Source organism: Paenibacillus sp. FSL H7-0357, assembly GCF_000758525.1.
GTDB lineage: Bacteria > Bacillota > Bacilli > Paenibacillales > Paenibacillaceae > Paenibacillus_AQ.
The window spans coordinates 6,026,295-6,052,143 of the sequence record NZ_CP009241.1; the positions used below are offsets into that span (position 1 = coordinate 6,026,295).

Here is a 25,849-nt window from a genome sequence, read left to right on the forward strand (position 1 = left end):
TGAACAAAAAAAATCCTTTCATGACTGGCATGAAAGGATTTGCTTATGTTAAATCAAGAATTTAGTTGAATCACTATTCCCAGACTTTGTAGCCGTCTTTATCCACCGCATTACGGAATTCTTCAAGTAATTGCAGTGTAATCGGTCCGGCATGCCCTGCTCCGATAATCCGTCCATCGATTTCACGGGCTGCAATAACCTCGGCTGCCGTTCCGGTGAAAAAGACTTCGTCGGCAATATAGACATCATGCATGGTAAACGGCTCTTCCTTCAGCGGAAGTCCCAGTTTCTCACAGAGTTCGATAATGGCCAGACGGGTAATTCCTTCGAGTGCACCAAGGTAGCAAGGCGGCGTGTACACCACACCTCTTTTGACGATGAAGATATTATCCCCCGAACCTTCCGTTACGTACCCTTGAGCGTTCATCATAATCGCTTCGTCAGCCTCAGCGAGATTGGACTGAATCTTGACGAGGATGTTATTGAGGTAGTTGAGTGATTTGATCTTCGGATTCAGTGCATCTGGGATATTGCGCCGCTGTGATACGGAAACTGCCCGCAAACCGTTAAGATAAGCCTGCTCCGGATAAATAGCCAGCTGCTCCACAATGATAATCACGCTCGCCTTAGGGCAACGCCGTGGATCCAGCCCCAGATTTCCGGGACCCCGCGAAACAATCAGACGGATATAGCCGTTGCGCATATCGTTCAAGCGAATCGTCTCAGCCATAGCCTCCAGCATTTCATCGTAAGTCAGCGGAATGTCCAGCATAATTGACTTGGCCGAATCATACAGCCTGTCCAGATGCTCTTTGCATTTGAAAATGTTGCCGTTATAAATGCGAATGCCTTCGAAAATGCCGTCTCCATATAAGAATCCATGATCAAAAACGGATACCTTTGCATTTTCCTTTGTTACGTGTTGTCCATCCAGATAGATCCATTGCTCAGCCATGAACTTACTGCACCTCCGCTTTCTCTTCCTCATAGGTGTATGTGGGATAGGAGCCCAGAATCCGCACCTGACAGCCCAATGCTTTGATCTCCTCAATCGCCGCCGGGAGCAGGACCGATTCTATCGGTTCCAGCACATCAATGTAAAAATAATAAGTACCCAGTTTCTTCTTCGTAGGCCGTGATTCAATACGCGATAAATTTAGACGGCGCCATGCAAATGCAGACAGCACCTGATGCAAGGCTCCCGGAAAATCCTCCGGCAGGGTTACAAGAATACTTGTCTTGTCTCCGACACTTTTGCGGGGAAGCTTCAGCTTGTGCGGGCCTACAAGGACAAACCTTGTGTAATTATTATGGTGGTCTGTGATTTTCCGGTCAAGGATCTCCAAGCCATGCGTTGCGGCACCGAGTGCCGTGCCGACTGCTGCCCAACCTTTGCCCGGATTGTTCTTTACAATTTCCACTGCTTCGGAAGTGCTTCCGACCGACTCCAGCTCAGCCCAAGGGGCATGCTCACGGATAAACTGCAGGCATTGCGCCATGGCGACAGAATGGGAAAGGATCTTTACGATCTTAGTATAATCCTTATATCCACTGTCATCCTTGAACTCCTGCGGGTTGCTGATGAGATTCTGTATCGACGGAAATATCCACTCCGCCTGCATTGGAAGATTCACTTCATTAATGAGCCAATCGATATGCAGACTGACCGAACCTTCAATCGTGTTCTCAATGGGAATGACGCTGTAATCAGTGGCACCGCCTGCCGTAGAGAGAAAAACGTCGGAAATCAGCTTATGATGTTCAAGCTTTACTGGCTCAGCACCAAACAAGTGCAGCAGCGCTTCGTGGGAGACGGTACCCTGCGGCAATACCGCTATTGACTTCATGACTGTATTTCTCCTTTTATCATATCCAAAAATGATTGCTTTTGCATCCCGTTTCTTTCAAGCAGCTCAGTGGTAACCCCGGAAGTACATGGAGGCAGCCAGCGAGTGCGGGCCGGGATACCGTGCTGCTGCATCGTTTCTTTCAAAAATTGCTCAAGCTCCTGCTTCCTGCCCTCGCGCCGGTCGACCAGACAAAGAAGTGTAGGGCCCGCGCCACTAAGAGCAATTCCCAGCGCCCCATGCTGCGGGGCTTCGGCGAGCAGCTTCTCCATCCCCGGCACCAGCGGCGCACGGTATGGCTGATGCAGCCGGTCCTGCATGGCCCGGCTGATGAGATCAAGCCTGCCAGAGGCCAGTGCCGCCGTCAGCAACGAGGTGCGGCTGATGTTAAACACCGCATCGCCCACCGTGATTTCGGAGGGAATGACCCCACGCGCTTTGACCGTGGCCAGCTCAAATTCGGGGATCACAACAAGCACTTCCAGATCCTGTGGCGGCTCCAGACGGATATAGTCGGCATGCCCGCCATCCCAGACAGCCGTAATGATTCCCCCGAACAGGGACGCTCCAACATTGTCGGGATGCTTCTCCAGTGCGGTGGCCATATCAAACAGTCTGCCGTTGTCCAGCGGTGAACCAATCATAGCATTAGCTGCTGCCATTCCGCCAATAATCGCTGAAGCGCTGCTGCCAAGCCCCCGTGTCAGCGGAATCTCGGAATACATGGAAATCGACAACTCAGGGATGGTAACCCCAGCTTCCGCAAAAACCATTTGGGCTACCTGGTAGAGCAAGTTATTCTTGTCCTGGGGCACACCCTTCATCTCATCACCATGTAGGTGAAACACGGTTTCCGCAGCTTCCTCCATCTCAATCCAGGCATACAGCGACAAGGCCATACCAAGTGTATCAAAACCCGGTCCAAGATTGGCGGTACTGGCAGGGACTTTAACTCTAGACCTTCCGTAAATACTCATGGCTGATGAAATCTCCTTCGTTATTTTTACGCGGTTCCTGATATCTGGAACTTACTCCGTTGTCAGCCTTCCACACGATAGTGGCTCTTGATCCGGTGGATGACCGCAAGCTGCTCCAAATGCCGCATTACCTTATTCATACTCGCCTTGCTTGCATTGTGCGTCACAATTATGATCTCCGCATCAGGATTATTTGGGTTGGCTTGCTGCACAACGGAATCGAGGCTGACATCGTATTCGGCAAACACCTGGGTGATCTTCGCCAGCACACCCGCTTTATCATCTACATGCAGCAGCAAAAAGTTCTTGAAAAAGATGTCCTCGTCGCTCTTCAGCTTCTTTTGCTTATACGGGACAATCTGCTTGAGACCGTTAACGCCCAGTTTCAGGTTCTTGATAACCGCCACCAGATCGGCAACGATAGAGGTTGCTGTAGGCATCGCACCTGCTCCCGCACCATAAAACATAGTCTCTCCTACCGCTTGCCCGAATACATACACCGCATTATAGACACCGTTGACGGAAGCGATCGGATGGCTGGCCCGGATCATGGTCGGCTGAACACTGATACTGAACGCCTCGTCTTCACATTCCGCGATTCCTAGCAGCTTCATTTCATAACCAAGACGTTTAGCAAACGCGATATCCTCTTTGCTCACTCCCGAGATGCCGCTCACACTGACATCACTGAGTTCAACATTTGTACGGAAGCCAAGCGTGCCGAGGATCGCCATCTTGCGTGCAGCATCGAGACCTTCAACGTCGGAGGTCGGGTCAGACTCAGCATATCCCAGTCCTTGCGCTTCCTTAAGAACATCATTGTAGGACGCGCCTTCCTGGCTCATTTTGCTCAGTATGTAATTGGTTGTTCCATTCACTATCCCCATAATCTTAATAATCTTATCTGATGAAAAGCCTTCGATCAGCGTGCGGATAATCGGAATTCCTCCGGCTACACTTGCCTCATAAAACACATCGCATTGCTTCTCCTGCGCTTTGGCCAGAATCTCCGAGCCGTGCAGCGCCATCAAATCTTTATTGGCGGTTACAATATGTTTGCCGCGTTCCAGCGCTTCAAGGATATATTCCTTCGTTCCGGCAATGCCGCCCATCACTTCGACGATGACATCAATTTCAGGATCACGGATAACCTCCCATGGATCTGAAGTCACTTTGGAGGCATCTACTTCGATTTCACGGGGTTTATCCGTATTCTTCACAGCAATGCGCTCAATGAGAATCGGGGAGCCCACTTGACTGCTCAGATCCTCCTGATTTCCTTCTACGATACGGACCACGCCCGTACCTACTGTTCCCAGCCCCAATAAACCAACTTTAACCGGCTTCATTTGAATCCTCCTAAAAGTTATATGAAGCTATACTTCACAGAATAATGATCGCAATAAAACTGCTTCGTAAACATCTTAACCCTGGCCGATAATAAAAGCGCGCTTCACTCCAGCAATTTCCTTCAGGCCATCAAGCATATCGCCCATTTCTTCATTCAAATGCGAGATCTCCACGGAGATCACAACATTGGCCCGCCCTTGGAGCGGAATACTCTGGTGGATCGTCAGCACGTTGGCTCCGTGAACTGCCACACAGCCGAGTACCTTGGACAGCATACCGGACTCATGCTCCAGATCAATGGAGATCGTGACAATGCGTTCGCGCTCCAGTTGATGGATCAGATGTATGCCGTCCTTATATTTATAAAAAGCGCTGCGGCTAAGTCCAACCCTCTCAACACCCTCGTGCACCGTCTTGGCATCTCCCGCCTCAAGCAGCTGTTTGACCTGCATCGTCTTCAGCACAGCATCAGGCAATATGTCCTCGCGGACCAAATAATAGCGTTCTTTCACGAACGTCCTCACCCCAAAGACTTTTGTGTTTTCTTAGTGGACATTATATAGGATTCAGCCCGAATAACGCAACACATTTTCACACGGGGGCCATGAATACGCTGCAAGAATGAAGCTTCCTACATCCTCTAAGCAGCAAACGGACAGTCTCTCACCACTTTAATGTATGCCAATTAACCTAAACCAAACAGAATATTACAAAAAAAAAAACGCCGCCTCCGTCCTCCTTGTCAGGAAAAACGTAGTCGGCGTTTCTTCTATCTGCTTTATAGCGTGTAACGTGCAGCCTGTACCACTATTAATAGTAGCTGCTGTTCTCTACAAACTCGAATTCGAAATCGGCAATGCGGACAATCGTGCCTTCTACAGCCCCACGCTTACGCAGTTCCGCATCTACACCCATGTGGCGCAGGGTACGGGCCAGCTTCAGGATCGCATCATGCGTACTCAACTGCATACGCTTGATCATCCGCTCAATGCGCGGACTGCTGACGACAAACGCATCGTTGTCGCGGGTGATGGTGAAGGAGTTGTCCTCTTCCGCCTCCAGCTTATAAACCTTGCGTTCAGAGGTTTCTGCCACCTCTTCAACCACCGGAGCAACCGGAATGCTGTCAAGGATATCCGTAGCGCGGTAGAGCAGCTCCTGCACCCCTTGGCGGGTAAGTGAGGAGATCGGCATAATCTCCAGATCCGGACGCAGCTCTGCAACCCGTTCACGGAAAGAACTGAGGTTCTCCTCCGATTCAGGCATATCCATTTTGTTCGCCGCGACAATCTGCGGACGGTCAATCAGACTTGCGTTGTACTGCTTCAGCTCATCATTAATCATGGCCCAATCCTCAAAGGGATCTCGCCCCTCGGAACCGGACATATCCACAACGTGGATAATAATGCGTGTGCGCTCGACATGGCGCAGGAATTCGTGGCCCAGGCCGATGCCTTCGCTGGCCCCTTCAATCAGTCCGGGCAAATCCGCCATGACAAAGCTCCGGCCGTCACCAACATCCACCACACCCAGGTTCGGAGTAATCGTTGTGAAGTGGTAAGCTCCGATCTTCGGTTGAGCTGCGGAGACTACCGACAGCAGCGTCGATTTCCCGACACTCGGGAATCCAACCAAGCCTACATCAGCCATTACCTTCAGTTCCATCACTACATAACGTTCCTGGCCTTCTTCCCCGTTCTCAGCCAGCTCAGGCGCTGTATTGGCAGCAGTGGCAAACCGGGTATTCCCCCGTCCGCCCCGTCCGCCGCGCGCTACAACAACCTGCTGTCCGTGACGGGTCATATCGGCGATCACTTCCTGGGTGTCGTCGTCGATCAATACAGTTCCCGGAGGAATCCGCACGATCATATGCTCGGCATTAGCACCATGCTGACTCTTGTTGCGTCCCTTTACACCACGTTCTGCTTTAAAGTGGCGCTGATAACGAAAATCCATCAGTGTACGCAAACCTTCATCCACCCGGAAAATAACGTCGCCGCCGCGTCCGCCGTCACCGCCGGCAGGCCCGCCTTCCGGCACATACTTTTCACGCCGGAACGCTACCAGTCCATCGCCTCCGTCGCCGCCTTTAACATAAATCTTAGCCTTATCTACGAACATTCATGTTCACCTTCCTTACATCTCCAGCGGTAGACGCAGTTTCACATGAGCTCTGTCCTGCTCCAACTGCTCCGCCTTCATAATTTTTCCTTGGACTATATTATAAATTTGCCCCTGCAGCAGCTCGGGATTGCTATGCTCACCCTCACCTTCGAAAGAGATCAGAATGTCTCCTCCATCCTGTATAAAGCTTAGGCGGAGTCTTTGGGTATCGCCCTGCGGAACAAGTCCGCTGTATTGGTATGCCCTTACCGTCTGCATAATCACCGAAGTAAGCTCGTCGCCTTTCTCCTGACTTAGCTTGTCCTCCAGCTGCAAGCCTTCCTCCACCTGCACTTCCAGCTCCAGATTGCTGCGGAATGTGCGGAAAGACTGCAAATAAAACACCAGCGAAGGGATTCCCAATTTGGCGATACGGCTATCAAGCGCTATACGTTCCTTTATTCTTTCCACACATTGCACGGATTTATCAGGCTTGCCCAACTGGATATATCCGTAAAGCACCTGCAGATCATTCATCCAATCATGACGATGATGATTCAGTGTCCGGTTCGCCGCCTGTTGCAGAGTCTTCTCCTGTATGCGCAGTTCCTCTTCAAAATGACGCCGGTTGTAAATAAAGCTGAAAGCAAGCACCCCAGCTACCCATATTCCAAGCAGCAGGCATGTGAAAAGGGAGGTATGCCAATACACGAGACCTAAAGGAAGCAATACGGATAACATGACTGCCCAGACGAAACTTTTCCAGGATTTCATTCTTTCTCCCCGTCCCTCAGTTCGCAAAATTCATGTCTAATTCAATATTCACATTGATGAAGCATATGCCATTTTCCAGTATAACACAGGCTTTCACGGCAATCATTAGCATTCAGAGAGCAAGTGAATGAAATATCAGTTCCCCCTGCAAAATAACCCCACAAAGTGGGGTCTTGGGTTCGATGCTTACGCAGATACTTTGTGGCGACCCTAAAAAGATGAATCCCATTTTGTCAAGCGGATACCGTCCTCAAAAGGACGGTATCGCTTCAGCGAGAAATAGAAGGATAATTTATAGCGTGAAGCTTATAAATTCTAATATTTCAAAAAAGCCCCCGGCACTCATGCCGGAGGCTTCTACATGCAAATAATGTTCGGAAAGCTTACGCTTCCAGTGCCGCTGCTACCGGAGCGACATCAACCGGGTACACGCTCACTTTTTTGCGATCGCGGCCCCAACGTTCGAACTTCACTACGCCATCCACCAATGCGAAGAGCGTATCATCTTTACCGATGCCTACGTTAGTGCCTGGGTGAATTTTAGTTCCGCGTTGACGAACCAGGATGTTGCCGCCGGTTACTGCTTGACCGTCAGCACGTTTCACGCCAAGACGTTTCGAGTGGGAATCACGTCCGTTTTTTGTGGAACCTACACCTTTTTTCGATGCGAAAAACTGAAGATCCAATTTCAACATGTTGGTCAACCTCCTTCTTTAAATAATAACTTGCTGTATCTTAATATACTTCCCGTATGATTCTGCGATATCACTGAGCATGACAACCATGGATTCCAGCAAAAGCTGGATCTTGGCGGAGTCTTCAGGATCACTCACCGGAACCAGGGTTCCGCTTAAAAATCCGTCATCCATTGAAGTATCCAGAACAACACCAGTCAGCTTCTCAATCGAATTCACCGTTCCAAATGTAACTGTGGAAACACCGGCACAGACGATATCCCAGCCTTTCCTCGCGTATTCCGCATGCCCTTTAACGGCAAAACCGACAATCGTACCTTGAGCTGAAGCCCGTGTAATCCGCACGTTAATCATTAACGCACCTTCTTACGCTTGAATCTTCTCGATAGTTACTTTAGTGTACGGTTGACGATGGCCTTGTTTCTTGTGGTAGTTCTTCTTAGGTTTGTATTTGTAAACTACAACCTTATGACCCTTACCATGTTTCTCGACTTTAGCTGTTACAGACGCGCCGCTTACCAGCGGAGTTCCTGCAGTCAGACCACCTTCGTTAGAAACAGCCAATACACGGTCAAAAGTTACGCTTGCGCCGTCTTCAGCTTCCAGCTTCTCAATGAACAATACATCGCCCTCTTGGACTTTGTACTGCTTACCGCCAGTTTCGATAATTGCATACATTGTACTTGCACCTCCTCATGTCTCAGACTCGCCTAGTCTAGGTGGCAAATCCCCGTAGAAATCTGCGCTTATGTACCCGATCGGAGCGGTTACAGCATGTGCAGGATTAGAACAATCAAACACATACTTGAAGATATTATCATACTTAATCCAGATAGTCAATGGTATAGAGAAGCTGATAAATGAAGCTGTTTGGATTTGCTGATTATTCTTATTCCAGCCAGGCTCCAACTTTCCCCGTCCCTCCACAGCATTGGCAGATCACAGGGGCAAAGCTAGCCGAGTCATGCCGTGCCTTCTTACGGGTCATTTCCAGCAGACCAAGATGTGTCCAGCCCAGAATATGCGTCTTGGTGCGGTCCCGGCTCGCCACACTCTCCAGCCGTTCCGTTACTAGCCTGCGGTGCTCTTCGCGCTCCATATCAATAAAATCAACAATGATGATACCTCCGGTATCGCGTAGACGGATAAGCCTGCCAATTTCCTCTGCGGCCAGCAGATTTGTTCGCGTTACGGTCTCCTCAAGCGTGGTACTCCCGGTGTATTGAGCCGTATTGACATCAATGACGGTCAGCGCTTCTGTCTCGTCCCAAATCAGCGTTGCCCCGCCCTCCAGAATAATCTTCCGGTTGAAGCTTTTATGCAGCTGCTCCTGTACACCATATGCGGTAAAGATGGACTCTTGTCCCCGGTACAATCCAACAGGCTTGTACCCTTCGGGAGCCATATCATCCAGGAATGCCTCCGCTTCCCTCACCGCATGAGCCGAATCAATCATCAGCTCATCAAGCTGCGGATTGAAGGCATCCCTGATAAATCGCTGAACGATGCTCAGATCGCAGTGCAGCAGGGCCGGAGCTACGGCCTCCTCGGCGCGGCGGACAATCATCTCCCACTGCGCACGCAGAAAGGACAGGTCGCCTTCGACGGCATCCGCCGGCTCATCCTCGGAGACTGTCCGCATGATCAGCCCCTCTTCACTGCGCCGCAGCCGCTCACCCATCGCTTTAAGCCGGCTCCGTTCCGATTCCCGGCTGATTTTTTTGGAAACTCCTACGTATTCTGCAAACGGCATGTATACCATCCAGCGTCCCGGCAGTGTATAGTGGGTGGTCACACGTGCTCCTTTGCCGCCCCGCGGCTCTTTGCGGACCTGAACGACAAGCTCCTGGCCGGGCTGCAGCAATGTCTCAATGGAGGGCTTCACCGCTGGTTGCTTATCCAAATGGGGATGCAGCACATCGTCTACATATAAAAAAGCATTCTTCTTCTGTCCAATATCGACAAAAGCAGCCTGCATGCCTGGCAAAACATTCATAACCCGGCCCTTGTAATAACTGCCGACCAAACCTTGCTGCTGGTCGCGTTCGGCCGCATATTCCACCAGCCTCCCGTTCTCCAGAAGAGCCATCCGGGTAACATGCTGTGTGCAGTGAACGATCATTTGTTTCATGGCTTCACCTCTGGGTTTCAATCAATCATTCATCGCCACCGGACGCACGGAAGCCCTGTTCTACTTTCCAAAATAAGTAGAGATCAGGCGCTGCTCCGGAACAACCGCTACTATATTTCTATCATCGTTCATCACATAAATAAAATGATATTGATTACGTTTAAATAGACGCAATATATCATCTAAAGGTTTCGCGGAATCCGCAACAATCGGTCGAGCTTCGCTATTGGAACGCAAATGGCGAGCGTACATTGCCTCTCTGTTCATCAGAAATGCCATGAAGCGGTAGGGCAGATTCCGATGATCCGTCCTATTGGAATAGAGCAGAAACGCCCCGATCATCAGCAGATTCAGCCGGAGGCCGCCGCCTGTCCCAAGCGGCAGCAGCGCGTAGCCAATGACAAGCACACTAGCTCCGATGCTTATTCTGCCGCCCCACAGCAAAGTATAATAATACGGCAGAAACATACTTAGCGCAGCTTGAAGAACCTTGCCCCCGTCCAGGGGAAGAACCGGCAGTAGATTGAAGAGAGCGATAATCGCATTCGCCTGAATAAAATAAGCAAGAAAAGCCGTACTGCCTGCACCTGCCTGCTGGAGCATAACAGCCAGCAGGATCATGATTCCGTTCTGTAGCGGTCCAGCCAGCGCGATACCAATCTCCCGGCCCGCCGTAAGCCGCCCGTGATCCTCAATCACGGCCACTCCGCCGAAGGGGAGCAACTGAACGGATCTGACCGTAACACCGGCCAGTAAAGCTGCGCAGACATGTCCCAATTCGTGGATAAGCACTATAGTAAAGAGCGTAAGCAGCTCCAGAAACTGTCCAGTTAACACGGAAAAGAGCAGAATCAGCACAAAGAGCGGATGCAGCGACAGTTCAATGCCAAATATCCTAATCAAACGATACCACTTCGGCAGGATCAATATAAGTCTTGTCTTTCATAATTGCAAAAAAAAGCAGCCCTGTTTCAGCGTCCTTCGTCTCCTGCATCCAGCCAACGGTGTCACCGCTCTGTATCCAGTCATCCACCGCAAGCTTTGTTCCGCTCAAATGACCGTATTCTGCCGTTACGCTGCCCGTATGGCGTACGGTAACCCGAATGCCGCCCTGTGCCTCATTGTTCACGGATAACACCCGTCCCGTGTCTACACTTTTCACCGTGATACTACCCTTTGAATCCTCCGCAGGCATAATTTCCACACCTTTCAGCGTAGCCGCAAATGGACGGACAATACTACCCTCGAGTGGAGCGCTCAAGGCGTGGGCAGCCGTAACCTTTTGAGCCGGCTGTTCCTCGTCCCCGAAGATCGGGATGAACGAAGGCGCACCGTCAAAGTGCTCCTCATACCATACCTGGGCCGCGGCGAAGTCCATATCCTTATTAAGGGCATCCGAAACAAAATCCTGCGCCTTTAGCGCCCAGGGCTGGTGCAGAAAAAATATGCCCCATACTGCTCCGAATACAAGGAGGCTTGCGACAGTCCGCCGGATAAATCCGGCAGAAAAATGTGATCTGCCGCCGCCTCCCTCGTCCTCCCAGCCCCCGCGGCGTTCCTTCCACATGACCTCGGGATCCGGCTCCGCTGATGGAGCCAGATCATTTTTAGGACCCGCTCCCCATTCCTTAAAGCTTGCTGTCTTCTCCGGCAAAGCAAAAAGCGGCGGCACTGCCACGGTATCCTGCTTGTCCTCGAGCAGGTTGCGGATACGTTCTTTGCGGCGGCCTTTAACGCCTGATTTCTGTTCCATCTCGATCCCTCCGGGGGCTTGTTTTATATCCATTTTATGAAGTATGGAAGGTGCTTTAGAACAAGCCTTAACCAAGCGGAACATGGAATAATGCGATGAGCTTTCTTTTGGCGTCAAAACTTATTGGTATCTGCGGCTATAGCCCATAACCCTCCGGCAACCTATTTATCACAAAAAATCCCGCCGCAGATTTCTCTGCCGGCGGGATATTTTATCTAAGGGATAACTTTATAGGATTGCTTGCAGCAGGTTCAAGCCATGCCGAAAAATTTCTTTAATTTCTTGAAAGCCCCCGGCTTGCGGTCCAGCTGCATCAGAGGCACTGCGTCCCCCAGAATCCGCCGGGCAATATTACGGTAGGCTATCGCTGCAGAAGAGTCGGGATTCATCACCGTTGGCTCCCCGCTGTTCGCCGCTTTAATGACCAGCTCATCATCCGGAACAATTCCGATCAGATCGATGTTCAGTACCTGAAGGATATCCTCAATGTCCAGCATATCCCCCGACTTCACCAAGCCAGGCCGAATACGGTTAACGACCAGCTTTGGCGACTCCACATGGGACTGCTCCAGAAGACCGATAATCCGGTCTGCATCCCGCACTGCCGCATGCTCCGGCGTAGTGACAACAATCGCCTTGTCGGCACCCGCAATGGCGTTGCGGAAGCCATGCTCGATCCCGGCAGGACAATCGATCAGAATATATTCATATTCCTTCTTGAGTTCAAGAATAATATCCTTCACCTGCTCCGGGGTCACGGAGGTCTTGTCTTTGGTCTGGGCCGCAGGCAGCATGTACAACTCATCGAAACGCTTATCCTTGACCAGTGCCTGATTCAACCGGCAGCGCCCTTCTGCCACATCCACCAGATCATAAATGATCCGGTTCTCCAGCCCCATGACTACATCCAAATTGCGCAGCCCAATATCGGTATCAACCAGACATACTTTTTTGCCCTGCAATGCAAGTGCGGTTCCAATATTGGCTGTTGTGGTCGTTTTGCCAACTCCGCCTTTGCCCGAGGTTACGACAATCGCTTCTCCCATGGAGGCTACACCCCTTTAAACACATTTAAACCCTGACGTAATCTGACTATATTATGAATTTTGTCGATTTGCATTGCTCCACTTGATAAATAAGCAAATTCCATGGTGCTCTCCCGGGTCCCCCATTCATCCGGAGGCCGGCTGATAACGTCGGCGATCCTCAGCTGTGTCGGAGACAGCAGAGAAGCAGCAATAATCGCTTCCTGATTGCCGTCTACTCCGGCATGAGCCATGCCTCTGAGCGCACCGAGGATATAAATATCACCCGAGCATGTAATCGTTCCTCCCGGGTTTACATCGCCCAACAACAGCAGATTACCTTGATGATGCAGCACCTGGCCGGAACGAACCATGCCGCTCATCAGAAACAATGCGTCTGTATCCTCAATGCCCGGCGCTTCAAACGCTTCAATGGAACGAATCAGCAAATTGCCCTGACTTTTGAGAATTTCCAGCACAGCTGCCTTGTCATCCTCCGTCACAATTCGGCTGCCCAGCTTAATATCTACATGCACAATCGGTCCAGTCAGAATATTTTGATGGCTGTGCTCCAGCTTATAGCGAAGCTCGCTTAAGAGATCTTCAAAGGGACACTTGTCGTCTAGCAGGAATACCAGGCCGTCCTTGATGCCCTTAATCCTCACATGCTTGGATTTTACTGTCATATGCCTGTCCCCCTATCCTGAATCATTCGTGCCGGGCCGGGCAAATTCCTTCTTTCAGCCGAAAGAAATGCAGGCCGCTTCACGCCGTTTCCTCCTTACGGGTCTCCTTCTTCAGCAGCTCGAGTTGACGCCGCAGCGGAATGTAGAGGAGCAGGGCCATAGCAAAATGAAACAGCATGGTAGGCAGCATATGATGCAGGAGCGCCCAATTATAAGGCTCCTGGTTCAAATTAAACACGCTGTAAATAGCGAACAGTACGCTGTCCTGAAGCAGACTGCCAAGCAGGACAACAGTCATCATCATCGGCAGCGGTGCGCGCGGGATCTGGAAAATAAGACCAATTAAATAGGCGGACAGCCCCATGGCAAAGGAATGAGCACCGAGAATTCTGCCGTAATAAATGACATCATGCAGCATGCCAAAAGACAATCCTAATATAAGTGCAGTATGACGGTGATGGTATACCGTAACGAACAGGATCACGATAAATACAAGATTCGGAATAATCCGCATCTGCCAGGCGTCCGGAAGCAGCCAGGGCAGAATGGCGCCTTCCAAGATAAACAGGAGAAACAATAACAGAATAAGAACCGACCTGCGCATCTTCACTATTCGGCACGCTCCTCCTGAGATACAACAATCAGCTGTTTCCAGTCCTGAAATTCGGCACTGGGCTTGATGATTGCAGTCGAAGTTAATCCGAATTGTCCTTCCTCAACACTCATTACGGTTCCTATTGTTAACCCTTGTGGGTATAATCTCCCGATGCCGGAGGTAACGATGGTATCCTTCTCAGCGATAGGGTCGCCCTGCGGAATCTTGTTCATCTTGAGCATACCGGTTTCCTGATCATAGCTTTCAATCATGCCGAAGGTCTTACCCTCTTTACCGATGGCTGTGGCCGCTATAGGCGGCTGGGAATTAGGATCATTCACATCCATCATAGTCATCAGCTTCACGGTAGAAGTGAAATTGCTCACCTTACTGATGACACCTACGAGCCCATCTACGGAAATTACAGACATATTCGGCTTCATGCCATCACTGGAGCCAAGGTCGATCACAAGCGTGCTGTTGCTGGGTTCCGTGGTCAGGCTAAGAACCTGGGCATTAGTATAGGTATATTTATATAATTCCTTTTGCGCATTAGTAAAATGAAGCTGCTCCTGCAGCTGCTCATTACGCGCCTTAACAAAATTGTAATTCGCTTTATCTATCGTATATTGGGCAGCTAGAATCTTCAGGCGTTTATTTTCCTCGGCCAGATCACGCAGATCCCCGATATCTTGGAACAAGCCCGCTACATATCCAGCGGGCTTGTAGAACAGATTCTGCACGAAACCGGTCGTATCACGGAGGAAATTCTCAGGCCAGGACAAGGATTTTCTTGTCCCCAGGCTGAACCCCATCACCACGATAAACATGACTAGTGTTATCAGCAATATGAATAGACGTTTATTGTTAAACAGCTTAAACATTTTCAACACCCTCTAACAACCGTATTTCTCCCACAACAGGGGTTGACATGCAACAAACCAAGGCAAATTCTAACGCTTGGAGCGCAGGCTCGATCCGCTGCGGCTCTTGAAGAGATGGATATTCTCAAGCGCTTTGCCTGTGCCGATAGCTACGCAGTCCAGCGGGTTATCGGCGACAATCACCGGCATTCCGGTCTCACGTGCCAGCAGCTTGTCCAAATTGCGCAGCAGCGCACCTCCGCCTGTAAGAACAATACCACGATCCATAATATCAGCAGCAAGCTCTGGCGGACATTTCTCCAAGGTCACTTTAACAGCTTCGACAATGGCATTGACCGTATCCGACAAAGCTTCGCAAATTTCATCGGAAGTAATCGTCAGTGTCTTCGGCAGTCCGGTCACCAGATCGCGGCCACGGATTTCCATCGTTTCGGCTTTCTCCAGCGGCAGGGCAGAACCCACGTCCATCTTGAGCTGCTCCGAGGTGCGCTCACCGATCATCAGGTTGTACTGGCGTTTGATGTACTGGATGATTGACTCATCTGCCTCATCACCGGCTACACGAACTGAACGGCTGGTCACGATACCGCCAAGAGAGATGACAGCCACTTCGGTAGTACCGCCGCCGATATCAACGACCATACTGCCTGTCGGCTCCCATACCGGAAGATCCGCACCAATGGCCGCGGCAAACGGCTCTTCGATAATATAAGCTTCGCGGGCCCCCGCCTGCTTGGTAGCATCCTCAACGGCACGCTGCTCAACTGCAGTGATTCCGGACGGAACGCAGACCATTACATTCGGGTGGCGCTGGAACATCGAACGCTGTTTCTGGGCCTGACGGATAAAATATTTGATCATGGTTGCCGTCGTTTCGAAATCGGCAATAACCCCGTCCTTCATCGGACGAATGGCACGAATATTGCCCGGTGTACGGCCGATCATTTTTTTGGCGGATTCGCCTACAGCTTCAATTGTCTTGGTATCGGTATTAATGGCCACCACGGAAGGTTCTCTTACAACAATCCCCTTGCCGCGTACGTAGACGAGCGTATTTGCTGTCCCCAGGTCAATCCCTAAATCTTTCGTAAAACCACCTAACATGCTTGTATTCTCCTTTTCCCAGTGAATCTGGACAATTATATTACATGTACCCTTTTTCTTTCAAACTTACAAATCTGCTGTCTCCGATAATCAGGTGATCCAGTACGTCAATTCCGACAATCTCGCCTGCCTGAAGAAGTCTGGATGTCAGGGAGATATCCTCCGGACTTGGCGTAGGATCGCCGCTCGGATGATTATGTGCGCATATAATGGCTGCGCTGCTGCATTTCATGGCTGCCCGAAACACCTCACGGGGATGCACAATAGAGGCGTTGAGACTGCCCATGGACAATGTCTCCTGCGCTATAACGTGATTCTTCGTATTCAAAAAGAGACAGACAAAATGCTCCTTCTGCAAATAACGCAGCTGCTCGGTCAGAATCTCCGCCGCGTCCTGCGGACTGCGGATGGTAACCGGCTCGGTAAGCCTGGAGTTTGCCATCCGTCTTCCCAGCTCTATGCCAGCTTTCAGTTGCACGGCCTTGGCAGGGCCGATGCCTTTAATATTCGTCAGTTCGTCAATGCTCAGGTCCGCCAGTCCGCGGAGACCACCAGCCCGTCCCAGCAATTGCTGGGCAATATGAATAGCTGATTCCCGGCGTGTGCCTGTACGCAGCAGTATAGCCAGAAGCTCCGCTTGACTTAATGATTCCGCCCCATAATGCATCATGCGCTCTCGTGGTCGTTCTTCATGGGGGAGGTCCCGCAGCATAAATGTTTGCGACTCCATCCCGATCCCTCTTTCCTCCGCTATCCTTGCCGGCCCAGCACCGAAATGCCAACCCGGGACAGCATACGCTCAAGCAGCGACAACGGCAGTCCAACCACATTAAAGTAACAGCCTTCAATCTTCTCCACCAGGGTGGCACCAAGTCCTTGTATCGCATAGGAACCGGCCTTGTCGGCAGGTTCTCCAGTCGCTATGTAGGCGGAGATTTCCTCTTCGCTTAATGCTCTCATAGTTACTGAGGTTACCCGGTGCTCTACCAGAATCTTGCCCTCTGGCAGCCCGATGCAGGCCACTCCGGTGTATACCTGGTGGGTCTTGCCTTGAAGCAGTCCCAGCATAACCCTGCTGTCCTGCTCGTCCACAGGTTTACCAAGCACCTTATCATCCAGCACAACAATCGTGTCGCTGCCGACGATAACGGCATTACGCTTGCCGGCAGCAGGGACCACAGCCTCCGCTTTACGTAAAGCCAGACTGCGCACAATCATCTCCGGTGTGAATTCCGGCGGTGTACTCTCGTCCGTATCACTGGAAATCACCTCGAAAGGCAAACCCAGCAAAGACAACAATTCCCGGCGGCGCGGCGAACCCGAAGCAAGAATAATGAGGCGTGAATTGTCAGATTCCACGTATAAACGCCCCTTCCCAGTCAGCAGTGACCATTACAGCCTCCGGTACAGCCATACGGCAGTAATCATTCCGGCAAGACTGAGCAAGCACAATTTCAAATGAATAGTGATGTCATAGGTTATGATGTCCAAATCGGCTTGCGGGGACCACTTGAGTACCGTCGAGGTTGTAAGAAAAGACAAAGTTTTTACAGGCTCCAGCAGCTTCGCGATCCACGCTCCGGCCAGCCAGCCCAGAATGAGAAATAACAGCAGTGTTCCTACATTTTTCTTCTTCATCTAAGTCTTCCCTCGCCATTTTTTGACACCTTAATTATTATACGGTGAAACTGAGTTCAATACAAACGCAAAATCAGGTGCGGAAATGATTACCATACACGCAGTCACGAGGCAACTGTGTAGTGGAGCTAACTGGGGTTGCGGCTTATTTAACCTTACCTGAGTATAACCCTGCAAGCAACACATAAAATCCCCCATTCAGCAGACGCAGCCGGATGGGGGATTTTGTATTTACGCTTACACCAAAGTTGACATCAGGCCCTTCTGACCGGTCAGGAAGCTCAACATGGACTCCTGCACTTCCCAAAGCAGACCCGGTGCTTTGTTCTTCTCATATTCATTCAGGGCAGCCATTCCCCGGCTCATTGCTTTCTCAAGCCCGGCGCATATGCTCTGCCCTTCAGGGGTCAGACCCGGCTTCAGCGCTTTGAGCGCCTCGGTCCACTCCATATGAAAATTGCTGACTGCCGATTTGTCCAACGTCTGGACTTCCCCGCTTAACAAGGATGCAGACAGGCTGCTCAGCTCATTTAGCAGTTGTCCGCTGGCCGCGAAATAACCCTCCACAGCTTGCGGCGTTCCGGCATAAGCAACCTGCTCTGCAGCCGGCAGCTCCACCCCTCTTACATAAAGCTCAATCCCCTGATTCTTCAGGCCGCTGCTCAGCAGCTTGGCCTGTTCGCGGTCAGGCGATATCCCGGCGTACACCCGGTTGCCGTCTGAAGGATCCAGCCCTGCCGCAAGTCCGGCGGTAAGCAGTTCCTGCTGAGCCTGCGCAGCTCCATCAGGTGTGCTGAACACGCCATATTGCAGCAGATAATAGCTTTGCGCCGCTACCGCCACCTGAATGCGGCCTATTTCACCGCCCGCTGGACCAGCATTCGGTAAGCCGGTGTCTCCGGCTACCGGCTGGTTAGCTGTCCCGGTGTTCTGATTCTGCATAACTGCAGCGCCTGGCTTGGCGTTCTCTCCAACCTGCGGATTCCCTCCGCTGATGAAAGACAATGCAGCGTATCCGAGCAGCAGTCCCGTACCAACGGCTCCAGCTATGGAAAGTGCAAACTTCCACCAGTAGGAGGGACGGCGGGTATGATAAGAGCCGCCATATCCGGCACTTGACAATGAAATGTCACCGAACCGCTCAGCACTATCATTCCACTCCTCAACAGGATATTGCGGAGCTCTCTCCCACACATCGGGGTCAGGATATGGGGATAACAACGGTTGCTTGGACGGCTCAGCTTCCCATCTGGCTCCCTCCCACTCCTGACCGTGAGAATTGTAAGGTTCCAGATCGTCATTCCCGATATCATCCGGCGGTTCTTCCCCGCCAACAGTAAAGCCGGTATCGTAGGGCTCTGTATGATGCAGGGGAACCGGAGTGCGGTGAAGCTCCTTGTTCTCATAGTCTCTTGCCGTCCCCAGTCCCGCACTGGAACGCCGTTCCACCGGTTCAAGCTTGCCCTTGTCCTGATCGATATCAAACCGGAAAGTCATTCTTCCGTTCATCAAGCGTCACACCTCGCTATCGTCTAATCTATATGAGAATATATGATAGAGAAGAGAGGATTATGCTATTTTGATATGATTAGACCAAGCTGAGCACTTTAGCCCTAACATTGTCCGCTTCGTAATGTTTCTGCAGCGTCCGGTAGGCATGGTCCGCAATAATTGCACCCAGTTCCGGTGTCTGGAGCAGCTTCACCACATGGTCGGCTATCCCGCCGGTTGTGCCCGCCAGCAAAATATTCCGCCCCGGCTCACAGATCAATTCTTCCGAGCCCTTCAGGCTAGTAACTACCGGAGTTTTGAGCGCCCATGCCTCCAGAATCTTCGAATGCCCGCCGCAGCCTTCACGCAGTGTTGCAATAACGGCCCTCGCCCGGCGTATGTATTCCCCCTCCTGCTCGGGCTCTTCAACAATCACAACAGAGGGATCACTTTTGGCCAAAGCCAGGATTTCGGGATGTATCTGACCACTGAAAATATAACATCTGCAGTCCGGTACTTTCGCCTTAATGAAAGGGTAAACCTTGCGATAGAATACCAATGCAGCATTTCTGCCCTGGTTCGTATGCATATTCCAGTGAAGGACAATGGAGTTGTCTTTAACGGGCGGTTCAGCATCACAATAGTCGTTCAAATCGATAAATGGAGGAACTACATGTACCTTGCCGGCATCTGCAAAGGATAAAGCCTTAAAGGACAGGGCATCCCACTCGGAGGCTGTCAGCAGCAGAGCGGTTTTATTCATTAATTTGCGTTCTTCCCGGCGGTACAATGCTGCATTCAATTGATGGTAACGTCTGCTTAAGCCCCTTTTGCCGGCAGCTTTTCCTTCCGACTGTCTGCTCTCCAAACGATGGGCATCCGTAATAATCATTGCGTCGGGTAACAGTGAAGAGATCATATCAATGCAGTTTCCAAGCAAGGGATGCGTTATAAATACATGGCTGTATGTATGCAAACGGCTGAGCGCAGTGATCTCCGCACGCAAGTCTTTGTTGGCATCGGCCAAAATAGTGCTGCTGCGCAGCTTGTTCAAGGAACCGAGCAATGAGCTTCGTTGCCCGGGCACCCGTGTTACCCTGTGGACTTTAAGCGCCGGTCCAGCCGTATAGGGGGTCTCCCGGTCGCAGTGACAATACTCCAACAGATCAATATCGAATCTCTCCAGCAATATGCCTAGATAATTCTCCGTTCTTATTTCTCTCTCAAAATCTTCCGGATAATGATGATGTGCGGATAGGAACAGCATTCTCTCTCTCATGACTATAGCTCCTTGGTTCTATGAAAATGATTGTTCTTCTAATAAGATTTAGAAAAAAAAGCAGCAGAGGTAACCGTCCTGCCACTTTTTATGAAACTTTAGTTGTAGATCAATAGTACCGCATTTTCATTCAAAAGATTGTCGATTTATGGGAGAAAAGATTTTTTATTTAATTTAGACCAAACTGAGCAGCTTTTCCCTGACACTTTCAGCCTCATAATTTACCATCAGTGTCTCATGCGCCCGGTCTGCGAGTACCAGGCCCTGTTCATGATCCAGAAGAAGTTTCACCACACTGTCTGCAAAAGTTACGGGATCATCAGCAATCAAAATATTCCGGGAATGCTCGTACAACAGACCTTCAGCTCCCTTTGTGCTAGACACAACAGGTGTCTTCAGCGCCCATGCCTCAAGGATCTTCAGGCGTGTTCCGCTGCCTTCCTGCAAGGGGGCGATGACTACCTGGGCCTTCCGGACATAATCCGCCACGCTGTCCACATAGCCGGTAATCACAATGGAAGGATCTTTTTCACCCAAAGCAGCCACATCAGGATGTACATCCCGTCCTACGATATACCATTTGATTTCGGGTACCCGGGCTTTCACAAGCGGATAAATATCACGGAAAAAGTAGGTCGCTGCATTCACATTTGGGAAATAGTTCATATTACCCGGAAGAATAATCCATTTTTCCTTAGGGGTATTAACAGTTGTGCGGTAATCGCTGATACGGATGAAATTAGGGATAACATGCACTTTATTTGCATTCTTGACAGAGATCGACTTGAACGCTAGACCATCCTGTTCCGAAGTAGTCAGCAGCAGGTTGGTTTTGTCCATCAGCTTCAGCTCATCCCGTTTCGTCCAATGCGCATTCAGTGAATAGAAAAGCTTAGCAAATCCGCTTTTCTTATGCGCCAGCTGGGCTGACAGGTTGCTCTCGAAATTATGGGCATCGGTGACAATGACAGCGTCCGGCAACTCGCCCCGTACAATATCAATACAGCAGCCAAGCAAGCTGTGTGAAATAAACACATGGCTGTAGCGGTTCTGATTACACAGTCTCTTAATTGCATCCTTCATGTCCACATCGACATGGCTCATATAAGAACAGTTGCGCCATGTATAAAGTGAACGCAGCATCGCCTTGCGGTAATTCATGGTTCGTTCCACTTCATGCACAGTAAGTGCGGGTAGGGCCTCTTCTTTATCAACCTGCCTCTGATTCCTGAAGGTCAGGAGATCTACATCATATTTGGTTAGCAGAATATTTAGAATATTTCCGGTTCTGAGTTTGCCTCCACTATCTTGCGGAAACGGATTCTCTGCGGATATGAACAGTAATTTCTCCCTCATGTCTTTGTCTCCTAATCTCCATTTTTTTCTGTATGTTCTATTGCGATGTTATGTGTCTAGCATATATTACCCCAAAGTGTATCTTCTTTTTGTCGTTTTATGGATTTTTGAGAAAAAAATTTCAAAAAAGCCCGGATTTCTGGAATGATAAGAACCCCGCCCCTCCCGTCAGGGCAGAGGCAAGGTTCTCGTTAGCCGGCTTCTGGAGACACAATTCCGGCCCTGCTGCTTCGCTTCGTACAAGGCGTTATCACTCAGCTTATACAGTGTATTCAGCGGAACCATTTCTGCCGAGGTGACAGTAATTACCCCGATGCTTATGGTATAGGGCATCGGCAGCCCTTCGACAACCGTATCAAGTACGGAAAGGCGCAGCCGTTCGGCGATTTCATCACTTGCCGCCTCGTCCGCACGGTGCAGAAATACGGCGAATTCCTCGCCCCCGAACCTGCCGAACAGATCACCATTAGCGAGCTGCCCTTCAATTTTACTTGCAAAATCCCGCAGCACCTTGTCCCCGGTATCATGGCCATAGGTATCATTTATACTCTTGAAATGATCCACGTCCAGCAGCAGGAACGAGAAAGGGGTAGCTTCCTTGGCAGCGGTGTCAAGCAGGGGGCCGGCACGTTGCACAAACGCTCTGCGGTTAAGAATGCCGGTCAGTTCGTCATATGTTGATACCCGCTCCAGCTCTGCATAGATCCGCTCCCGGGAAAGCAGCATAAAACCTGCTGTCCACAGGAACATCAACAGATAGACGGCAATATAAAAAAACGCTTGCAACAACCCCGAAGCTGCAGTGTCTGTTGCCCCGGTTCCCAAGAACGGCTCAACCGCCCGTCCCAGCAGCGACAACATCACGAAGCTGTAGAGCAGGCCCATAATTTTTTGCAGCGGAGTCTCTTTCAGCTTCACGCAGAGGATATACACCGGATAAGCCATAAGACCCGCAACGGACAGGGATGTCCAGACGATGACGATAGGCTGAACCCTTAAGGGAAACAGCATTTCTATCACCAGCAGTCCAGCCCCGGAGCAGCCTGCAAGCGTATAGTAACTTCTCTTTACCCGGTCTGTGCTTGCTCCGAGCAGCTTCAGCAGGGCTAACATCTCTGCGGTTGCTCCCGCCAGGCAGCCCAGCGCAAGGATCAGCCGAAGAAACTTAAAGGGAGTAGAACCCTCCACCAGCAGCAAAATCAGGATCACCAGCTGAAGCAGCTTTGCAACTATAAATAATCTGGAGGTTCCATCCCTCGGGTAACGGGAATGGTAGGCCAATACCAGCAGCACCGTAAAAAGATTGGCGAAAAAAAGGCAAACGAGCAAGGTCTTAAGATCAAAATGGACAGCTATAAATTTCACCTTCCTGCATCTATAACCATAGGCATATGTATTCTCCAATCCTACCTTAGCATCTGCGCTTACCGGGAGATCACTACACAATTTCGGCCTTGCTGCTTCGCCTGGTATAATGCCCGGTCCGAGAGCTTATACAGCATATTAAAGAATGTCCGGGGAGTGGGCAGAACGGTAATCACACCGATGCTGACTGTATACCCGCAAGGCAGATTTAACTTCGGGGCATCCATCACAGCCGTACGCAGCTGTTCCGCTTTGCGGCCGCTGTCCTCTTCGTTCAGCCCATAGAGCAGAACGGCAAACTCTTCCCCGCCCACTCTGCCGAACAGATCGTCGTTTCCAAGGCTGCTCTCAATCGTAAATGCAAAAGCCTGCAAGACCTTATCCCCTTTATCATGACCATAGGTGTCATTGACTTCCTTGAAGTGATCCAGATCCAGCAGCAGAAGGGAGTAATACTCCTGTTTTCTGACCGCAAGAGTCAGCTTCACTTCCGCCTCCAGAAGAAAAGCCCGGCGGCTCAAAATCCCTGTCAACGTGTCGTAGGTGGCCATTTTCTTCAGCTTTTTATAAGAATGCTCATTGGAGAGGAGAATAAAGGCTGCGGTACCTACAATCAGCAAAAAGAACATTCCCAGATAATATAGATATTGCGCGGTATTCGCGGACAAAGCGCCCATGCCGGGTTCCAGAAACAGGGCCGCGAACGCCCGACCCAGCATTGACAGGCCAAACGCATAAAATACGAATCCCAGCATACTCTGAAGCGGTGTTCTCTCCTTGTTAGAGGTCAGAAGATACGCCGGCAAAATCACAAAAAACATCGACCACAGCGATGTAGACGCGACCCGCAAATTCGGATGGTTAAAAAACAGCGCGATCATGCAAAAGCTGATTATACTGCCCACGATCAGCACTAAATAGTACAGCTTCACCCTCCGCCCGAACATGCCCATCATCATCAGCAGCGCTGCAATCTCCATGAAGCCTCCGGCAAGAATGAGCCCATTGCTCAGTGGAATTCCAATAAAGCGCGGGATAACATCCCACAGCAGGATGGAACTCCAATACAGGACCTGCACCCACTTCGCAGCAATAAATACGCATGAAGCAATGTCCTTCGGGAAGTAGAAGCGGTAAAAGGTGACGAGCAAGGCAATAAATAAATTCCCAAAGATAAACAAGTATAACAGCGTTGTAATATCAAGCTGGAAGTTCATGAATACACCACCATATACACGGAAATCAGTACTCTGTTGTCACAAAACTATAGCATTCCAAGACTCTGCCCGCAACATCATTTGCAGGTTTAGGTCTCTATAGCAAAAAGCGTATTTTATCCGGCATAACGGACAAAATACGCTTTGGCTTCATGAGAATCAGTTCTGCATTAACGGCTCACAGAAGTCATTCTATTCTTATTTTTCAAGTTCCCGCAAGTCATCAGCCAGTGCATACCCAACCTTCCAGATATCTCCTGCGCCCATCGTGATCACCAGATCACCGGGAGCGATACGGCCCCGCAGGTCAGCCAGCACGGCTTCTTTGGTAGGCAGATGCCTTGCACCGGCGTTGCTGTTCTGTATAATCAGCTCCACCAGCTTTGCGGAAGTGACACCTTCAATCTGCTTCTCTCCGGCCGGCGAATAGATATCCGTAATGATCACTTCATCAGCTTCGCTGAAGGCACGGCTGAACGCATCCAGCAGAAAGAAGGTACGGGTGTAGCGCTGCGGCTGGAACACGGCAATAATCCGTTTGCCGGTTGCTTTAGCTGCGCTGATCGTTGCCTGGATCTCCGTTGGATGATGGGCGTAATCGTCTATTACAAGAATATCATTGATTTCGCCAAGCACCTGAAACCGGCGCTTCGCTCCATGGAATTTCACGATAGCTGCAGCGATTTCTTCAAATGCAATCCCTGACTTCAGACAAGCAATGACCGCAGCCATTGAATTGTACAGATTGTACTGTCCGGGAATGGAGAGCTCAATGCGCCCCAGCACTTGACCGCCGCTGTTCATTGTATACGCCACCTGCCGGTCGCCGAGCACGATGTCAGTGGCTATATAATCAGCGTTCTGATGAATACCGTAGGTAATTACCGAGCCCTTAACTTCAGGTAAAAGGGCGCTGACATTCTCATCATCCGCACACACAATCGCGGTGCCGTCTTCGCGCAGCTGGTTCATAAACTGCACGTAAGCGGCCTTCAGGCGGCCGAAGTCCCCACCGTAATTCTCCAGATGGTCCGCTTCAATATTCGTTACGATCCCCAGCCAAGGATGATACTGCAGGAACGAGCCGTCGCTTTCATCCGCTTCGGCCACAACAAATTCCCCTTGTCCTGCCTTCGCATTCGTACCGACATTCATAATCTCTCCACCAATAATATAGGTCGGGTCCACTCCGCAATCTTCCATGATCAGCGCGATCATCGAAGAGGTGGTAGTTTTGCCGTGCGCGCCGGCGACAGCTACCCCTTTGCGTTCATTCAGCAGCCTGGCCAGCATCTGCGAGCGGTGTAGAACCGGGATTTTGAGACGTTCCGCCTCTACCCATTCCACATTATCACTTGCGAGTGCCGTAGAATAAACAACCAGATCTGCACCCTTAACCTGTTCCGCAGTATGTCCAATATAGACTTTGGCACCTTTGGCAATCAATTTCTCGGTTAATTCCTGAGCTGCCACATCGGAGCCCGTAACCGTATATCCCATTTCCAGCATCACCCGGGCAATCGCGCTCATTCCGTAGCCGCCGATCCCTATAAAATGCACACGTTCAGTAGTATCCAAC

General features: G+C 50.5%; 27 protein-coding genes and 1 other annotated feature. All 27 genes read right to left on the bottom strand.

Features of this window, described 5'->3' with window-relative positions:
• Positions 1-73: 73 nt before the first annotated feature.
• The 27 genes from ilvE to murC all read right to left on the bottom strand — a co-directional run bounded on the left by ilvE (position 74) and on the right by murC (position 25,848).
• Complete coding sequence (gene ilvE / locus H70357_RS26630; RefSeq protein ID WP_038595656.1) at positions 74-955, bottom strand: branched-chain-amino-acid transaminase; 882 nt, start codon at positions 953-955, stop codon at positions 74-76.
• 4 nt (positions 956-959) lie between these two features.
• The gene (pheA, locus tag H70357_RS26635) at positions 960-1,847 is read right to left on the bottom strand and encodes a prephenate dehydratase (RefSeq protein ID WP_038595659.1); all 888 of its coding nucleotides are present in this window, start codon (positions 1,845-1,847) and stop codon (positions 960-962) included.
• Positions 1,844-2,824: a homoserine kinase gene (thrB, locus tag H70357_RS26640; RefSeq protein ID WP_038595661.1), complete on the bottom strand. Its 981-nt coding sequence runs from the start codon at positions 2,822-2,824 to the stop codon at positions 1,844-1,846. The genes pheA and thrB overlap by 4 nt, the downstream gene beginning before the upstream one ends.
• Before the next feature lie 62 nt (positions 2,825-2,886).
• Positions 2,887-4,173: a homoserine dehydrogenase gene (locus tag H70357_RS26645; RefSeq protein WP_038595664.1), complete on the bottom strand. Its 1,287-nt coding sequence runs from the start codon at positions 4,171-4,173 to the stop codon at positions 2,887-2,889.
• 75 nt (positions 4,174-4,248) lie between these two features.
• Positions 4,249-4,686 (bottom strand): ACT domain-containing protein, encoded by a 438-nt coding sequence (locus H70357_RS26650; protein WP_038595667.1) that lies wholly within the window; start codon positions 4,684-4,686, stop codon positions 4,249-4,251.
• Between the two features lie 298 nt (positions 4,687-4,984).
• A complete protein-coding gene (gene obgE, locus H70357_RS26655) occupies positions 4,985-6,295 on the bottom strand; it encodes a GTPase ObgE (protein ID WP_038595669.1) in 1,311 nt (436 codons plus the stop codon).
• Positions 6,296-6,310: 15 nt separating this feature from the next.
• Entirely contained in the window at positions 6,311-7,051 is a 741-nt protein-coding gene (locus H70357_RS26660; RefSeq protein ID WP_038595671.1) for a Spo0B domain-containing protein, read from the bottom strand.
• A gap of 383 nt (positions 7,052-7,434) precedes the next feature.
• On the bottom strand, positions 7,435-7,746 hold the full coding sequence (rpmA, locus tag H70357_RS26665; RefSeq protein ID WP_019908993.1) for a 50S ribosomal protein L27: 312 nt from the start codon (positions 7,744-7,746) through the stop codon (positions 7,435-7,437).
• Between the two features lie 18 nt (positions 7,747-7,764).
• Entirely contained in the window at positions 7,765-8,100 is a 336-nt protein-coding gene (locus H70357_RS26670) for a ribosomal-processing cysteine protease Prp (RefSeq protein ID WP_038595672.1), read from the bottom strand.
• Positions 8,101-8,112: 12 nt separating this feature from the next.
• Positions 8,113-8,424: a 50S ribosomal protein L21 gene (gene rplU, locus H70357_RS26675; RefSeq protein ID WP_036698983.1), complete on the bottom strand. Its 312-nt coding sequence runs from the start codon at positions 8,422-8,424 to the stop codon at positions 8,113-8,115.
• Between the two features lie 14 nt (positions 8,425-8,438).
• Positions 8,439-8,525, bottom strand: a sequence feature (ribosomal protein L21 leader region).
• Positions 8,526-8,635: 110 nt separating this feature from the next.
• A complete protein-coding gene (locus H70357_RS26685; RefSeq protein WP_038595677.1) occupies positions 8,636-9,877 on the bottom strand; it encodes an Rne/Rng family ribonuclease in 1,242 nt (413 codons plus the stop codon).
• A gap of 60 nt (positions 9,878-9,937) precedes the next feature.
• Entirely contained in the window at positions 9,938-10,780 is an 843-nt protein-coding gene (locus H70357_RS26690; RefSeq protein ID WP_038595680.1) for a M50 family metallopeptidase, read from the bottom strand.
• Complete coding sequence (locus H70357_RS26695) at positions 10,773-11,630, bottom strand: M23 family metallopeptidase (protein WP_038595682.1); 858 nt, start codon at positions 11,628-11,630, stop codon at positions 10,773-10,775. Before H70357_RS26695 ends, H70357_RS26690 begins: the two co-directional genes overlap by 8 nt.
• A gap of 251 nt (positions 11,631-11,881) precedes the next feature.
• Positions 11,882-12,676: a septum site-determining protein MinD gene (minD, locus tag H70357_RS26700; RefSeq protein ID WP_038595685.1), complete on the bottom strand. Its 795-nt coding sequence runs from the start codon at positions 12,674-12,676 to the stop codon at positions 11,882-11,884.
• A 5-nt stretch (positions 12,677-12,681) separates the two neighbouring features.
• Entirely contained in the window at positions 12,682-13,341 is a 660-nt protein-coding gene (gene minC, locus H70357_RS26705) for a septum site-determining protein MinC (RefSeq protein WP_038595686.1), read from the bottom strand.
• A 79-nt stretch (positions 13,342-13,420) separates the two neighbouring features.
• The gene (gene mreD, locus H70357_RS26710) at positions 13,421-13,951 is read right to left on the bottom strand and encodes a rod shape-determining protein MreD (protein ID WP_038595689.1); all 531 of its coding nucleotides are present in this window, start codon (positions 13,949-13,951) and stop codon (positions 13,421-13,423) included.
• Complete coding sequence (mreC, locus tag H70357_RS26715) at positions 13,951-14,829, bottom strand: rod shape-determining protein MreC (protein WP_038595691.1); 879 nt, start codon at positions 14,827-14,829, stop codon at positions 13,951-13,953. The genes mreD and mreC overlap by 1 nt, the downstream gene beginning before the upstream one ends.
• Positions 14,830-14,889: 60 nt before the next feature.
• Complete coding sequence (locus H70357_RS26720) at positions 14,890-15,924, bottom strand: rod shape-determining protein (protein WP_038595693.1); 1,035 nt, start codon at positions 15,922-15,924, stop codon at positions 14,890-14,892.
• Positions 15,925-15,964: 40 nt separating this feature from the next.
• Positions 15,965-16,654, bottom strand: coding sequence for a RadC family protein (gene radC, locus H70357_RS26725; protein ID WP_038595695.1), 690 nt, complete (start codon positions 16,652-16,654; stop codon positions 15,965-15,967).
• Between the two features lie 20 nt (positions 16,655-16,674).
• A complete protein-coding gene (locus tag H70357_RS26730; protein ID WP_038595697.1) occupies positions 16,675-17,283 on the bottom strand; it encodes a Maf family protein in 609 nt (202 codons plus the stop codon).
• A gap of 33 nt (positions 17,284-17,316) precedes the next feature.
• Positions 17,317-17,562 (bottom strand): DUF4321 domain-containing protein, encoded by a 246-nt coding sequence (locus H70357_RS26735; RefSeq protein ID WP_038595700.1) that lies wholly within the window; start codon positions 17,560-17,562, stop codon positions 17,317-17,319.
• Positions 17,563-17,799: 237 nt separating this feature from the next.
• Complete coding sequence (locus H70357_RS26740) at positions 17,800-19,071, bottom strand: SPOR domain-containing protein (RefSeq protein WP_052092265.1); 1,272 nt, start codon at positions 19,069-19,071, stop codon at positions 17,800-17,802.
• Between the two features lie 79 nt (positions 19,072-19,150).
• On the bottom strand, positions 19,151-20,332 hold the full coding sequence (locus H70357_RS26745) for a glycosyltransferase (RefSeq protein WP_038595703.1): 1,182 nt from the start codon (positions 20,330-20,332) through the stop codon (positions 19,151-19,153).
• 174 nt (positions 20,333-20,506) lie between these two features.
• Positions 20,507-21,688, bottom strand: a complete 1,182-nt coding sequence (locus tag H70357_RS26750; protein ID WP_038595705.1) for a glycosyltransferase family 4 protein — start codon at positions 21,686-21,688, stop codon at positions 20,507-20,509.
• 168 nt (positions 21,689-21,856) lie between these two features.
• Positions 21,857-23,053, bottom strand: a complete 1,197-nt coding sequence (locus H70357_RS26755) for a GGDEF domain-containing protein (RefSeq protein WP_038595708.1) — start codon at positions 23,051-23,053, stop codon at positions 21,857-21,859.
• Between the two features lie 59 nt (positions 23,054-23,112).
• Entirely contained in the window at positions 23,113-24,270 is a 1,158-nt protein-coding gene (locus tag H70357_RS26760; RefSeq protein ID WP_038595711.1) for a GGDEF domain-containing protein, read from the bottom strand.
• A 198-nt stretch (positions 24,271-24,468) separates the two neighbouring features.
• Positions 24,469-25,848 (bottom strand): UDP-N-acetylmuramate--L-alanine ligase, encoded by a 1,380-nt coding sequence (gene murC, locus H70357_RS26765; RefSeq protein WP_038595713.1) that lies wholly within the window; start codon positions 25,846-25,848, stop codon positions 24,469-24,471.
• Between the last annotated feature and the right edge of the window lies 1 nt (position 25,849).

Coding starts and splice junctions, on each gene's coding strand:
- ilvE (WP_038595656.1), bottom strand. CDS start 955: ATGGCTGAGCAATGGATCTATCTGGATGGACAACACGTAACAAAGGAA.
- pheA (WP_038595659.1), bottom strand. CDS start 1,847: ATGAAGTCAATAGCGGTATTGCCGCAGGGTACCGTCTCCCACGAAGCG.
- thrB (WP_038595661.1), bottom strand. CDS start 2,824: ATGAGTATTTACGGAAGGTCTAGAGTTAAAGTCCCTGCCAGTACCGCC.
- H70357_RS26645 (WP_038595664.1), bottom strand. CDS start 4,173: ATGAAGCCGGTTAAAGTTGGTTTATTGGGGCTGGGAACAGTAGGTACG.
- obgE (WP_038595669.1), bottom strand. CDS start 6,295: ATGTTCGTAGATAAGGCTAAGATTTATGTTAAAGGCGGCGACGGAGGC.
- H70357_RS26660 (WP_038595671.1), bottom strand. CDS start 7,051: ATGAAATCCTGGAAAAGTTTCGTCTGGGCAGTCATGTTATCCGTATTG.
- rpmA (WP_019908993.1), bottom strand. CDS start 7,746: ATGTTGAAATTGGATCTTCAGTTTTTCGCATCGAAAAAAGGTGTAGGT.
- H70357_RS26670 (WP_038595672.1), bottom strand. CDS start 8,100: ATGATTAACGTGCGGATTACACGGGCTTCAGCTCAAGGTACGATTGTC.
- rplU (WP_036698983.1), bottom strand. CDS start 8,424: ATGTATGCAATTATCGAAACTGGCGGTAAGCAGTACAAAGTCCAAGAG.
- H70357_RS26685 (WP_038595677.1), bottom strand. CDS start 9,877: ATGAAACAAATGATCGTTCACTGCACACAGCATGTTACCCGGATGGCT.
- H70357_RS26695 (WP_038595682.1), bottom strand. CDS start 11,630: ATGGAACAGAAATCAGGCGTTAAAGGCCGCCGCAAAGAACGTATCCGC.
- minD (WP_038595685.1), bottom strand. CDS start 12,676: ATGGGAGAAGCGATTGTCGTAACCTCGGGCAAAGGCGGAGTTGGCAAA.
- minC (WP_038595686.1), bottom strand. CDS start 13,341: ATGACAGTAAAATCCAAGCATGTGAGGATTAAGGGCATCAAGGACGGC.
- H70357_RS26720 (WP_038595693.1), bottom strand. CDS start 15,924: ATGTTAGGTGGTTTTACGAAAGATTTAGGGATTGACCTGGGGACAGCA.
- radC (WP_038595695.1), bottom strand. CDS start 16,654: ATGGAGTCGCAAACATTTATGCTGCGGGACCTCCCCCATGAAGAACGA.
- H70357_RS26735 (WP_038595700.1), bottom strand. CDS start 17,562: ATGAAGAAGAAAAATGTAGGAACACTGCTGTTATTTCTCATTCTGGGC.
- H70357_RS26740 (WP_052092265.1), bottom strand. CDS start 19,071: ATGAACGGAAGAATGACTTTCCGGTTTGATATCGATCAGGACAAGGGC.
- H70357_RS26745 (WP_038595703.1), bottom strand. CDS start 20,332: ATGAGAGAGAGAATGCTGTTCCTATCCGCACATCATCATTATCCGGAA.
- H70357_RS26750 (WP_038595705.1), bottom strand. CDS start 21,688: ATGAGGGAGAAATTACTGTTCATATCCGCAGAGAATCCGTTTCCGCAA.
- H70357_RS26760 (WP_038595711.1), bottom strand. CDS start 24,270: ATGAACTTCCAGCTTGATATTACAACGCTGTTATACTTGTTTATCTTT.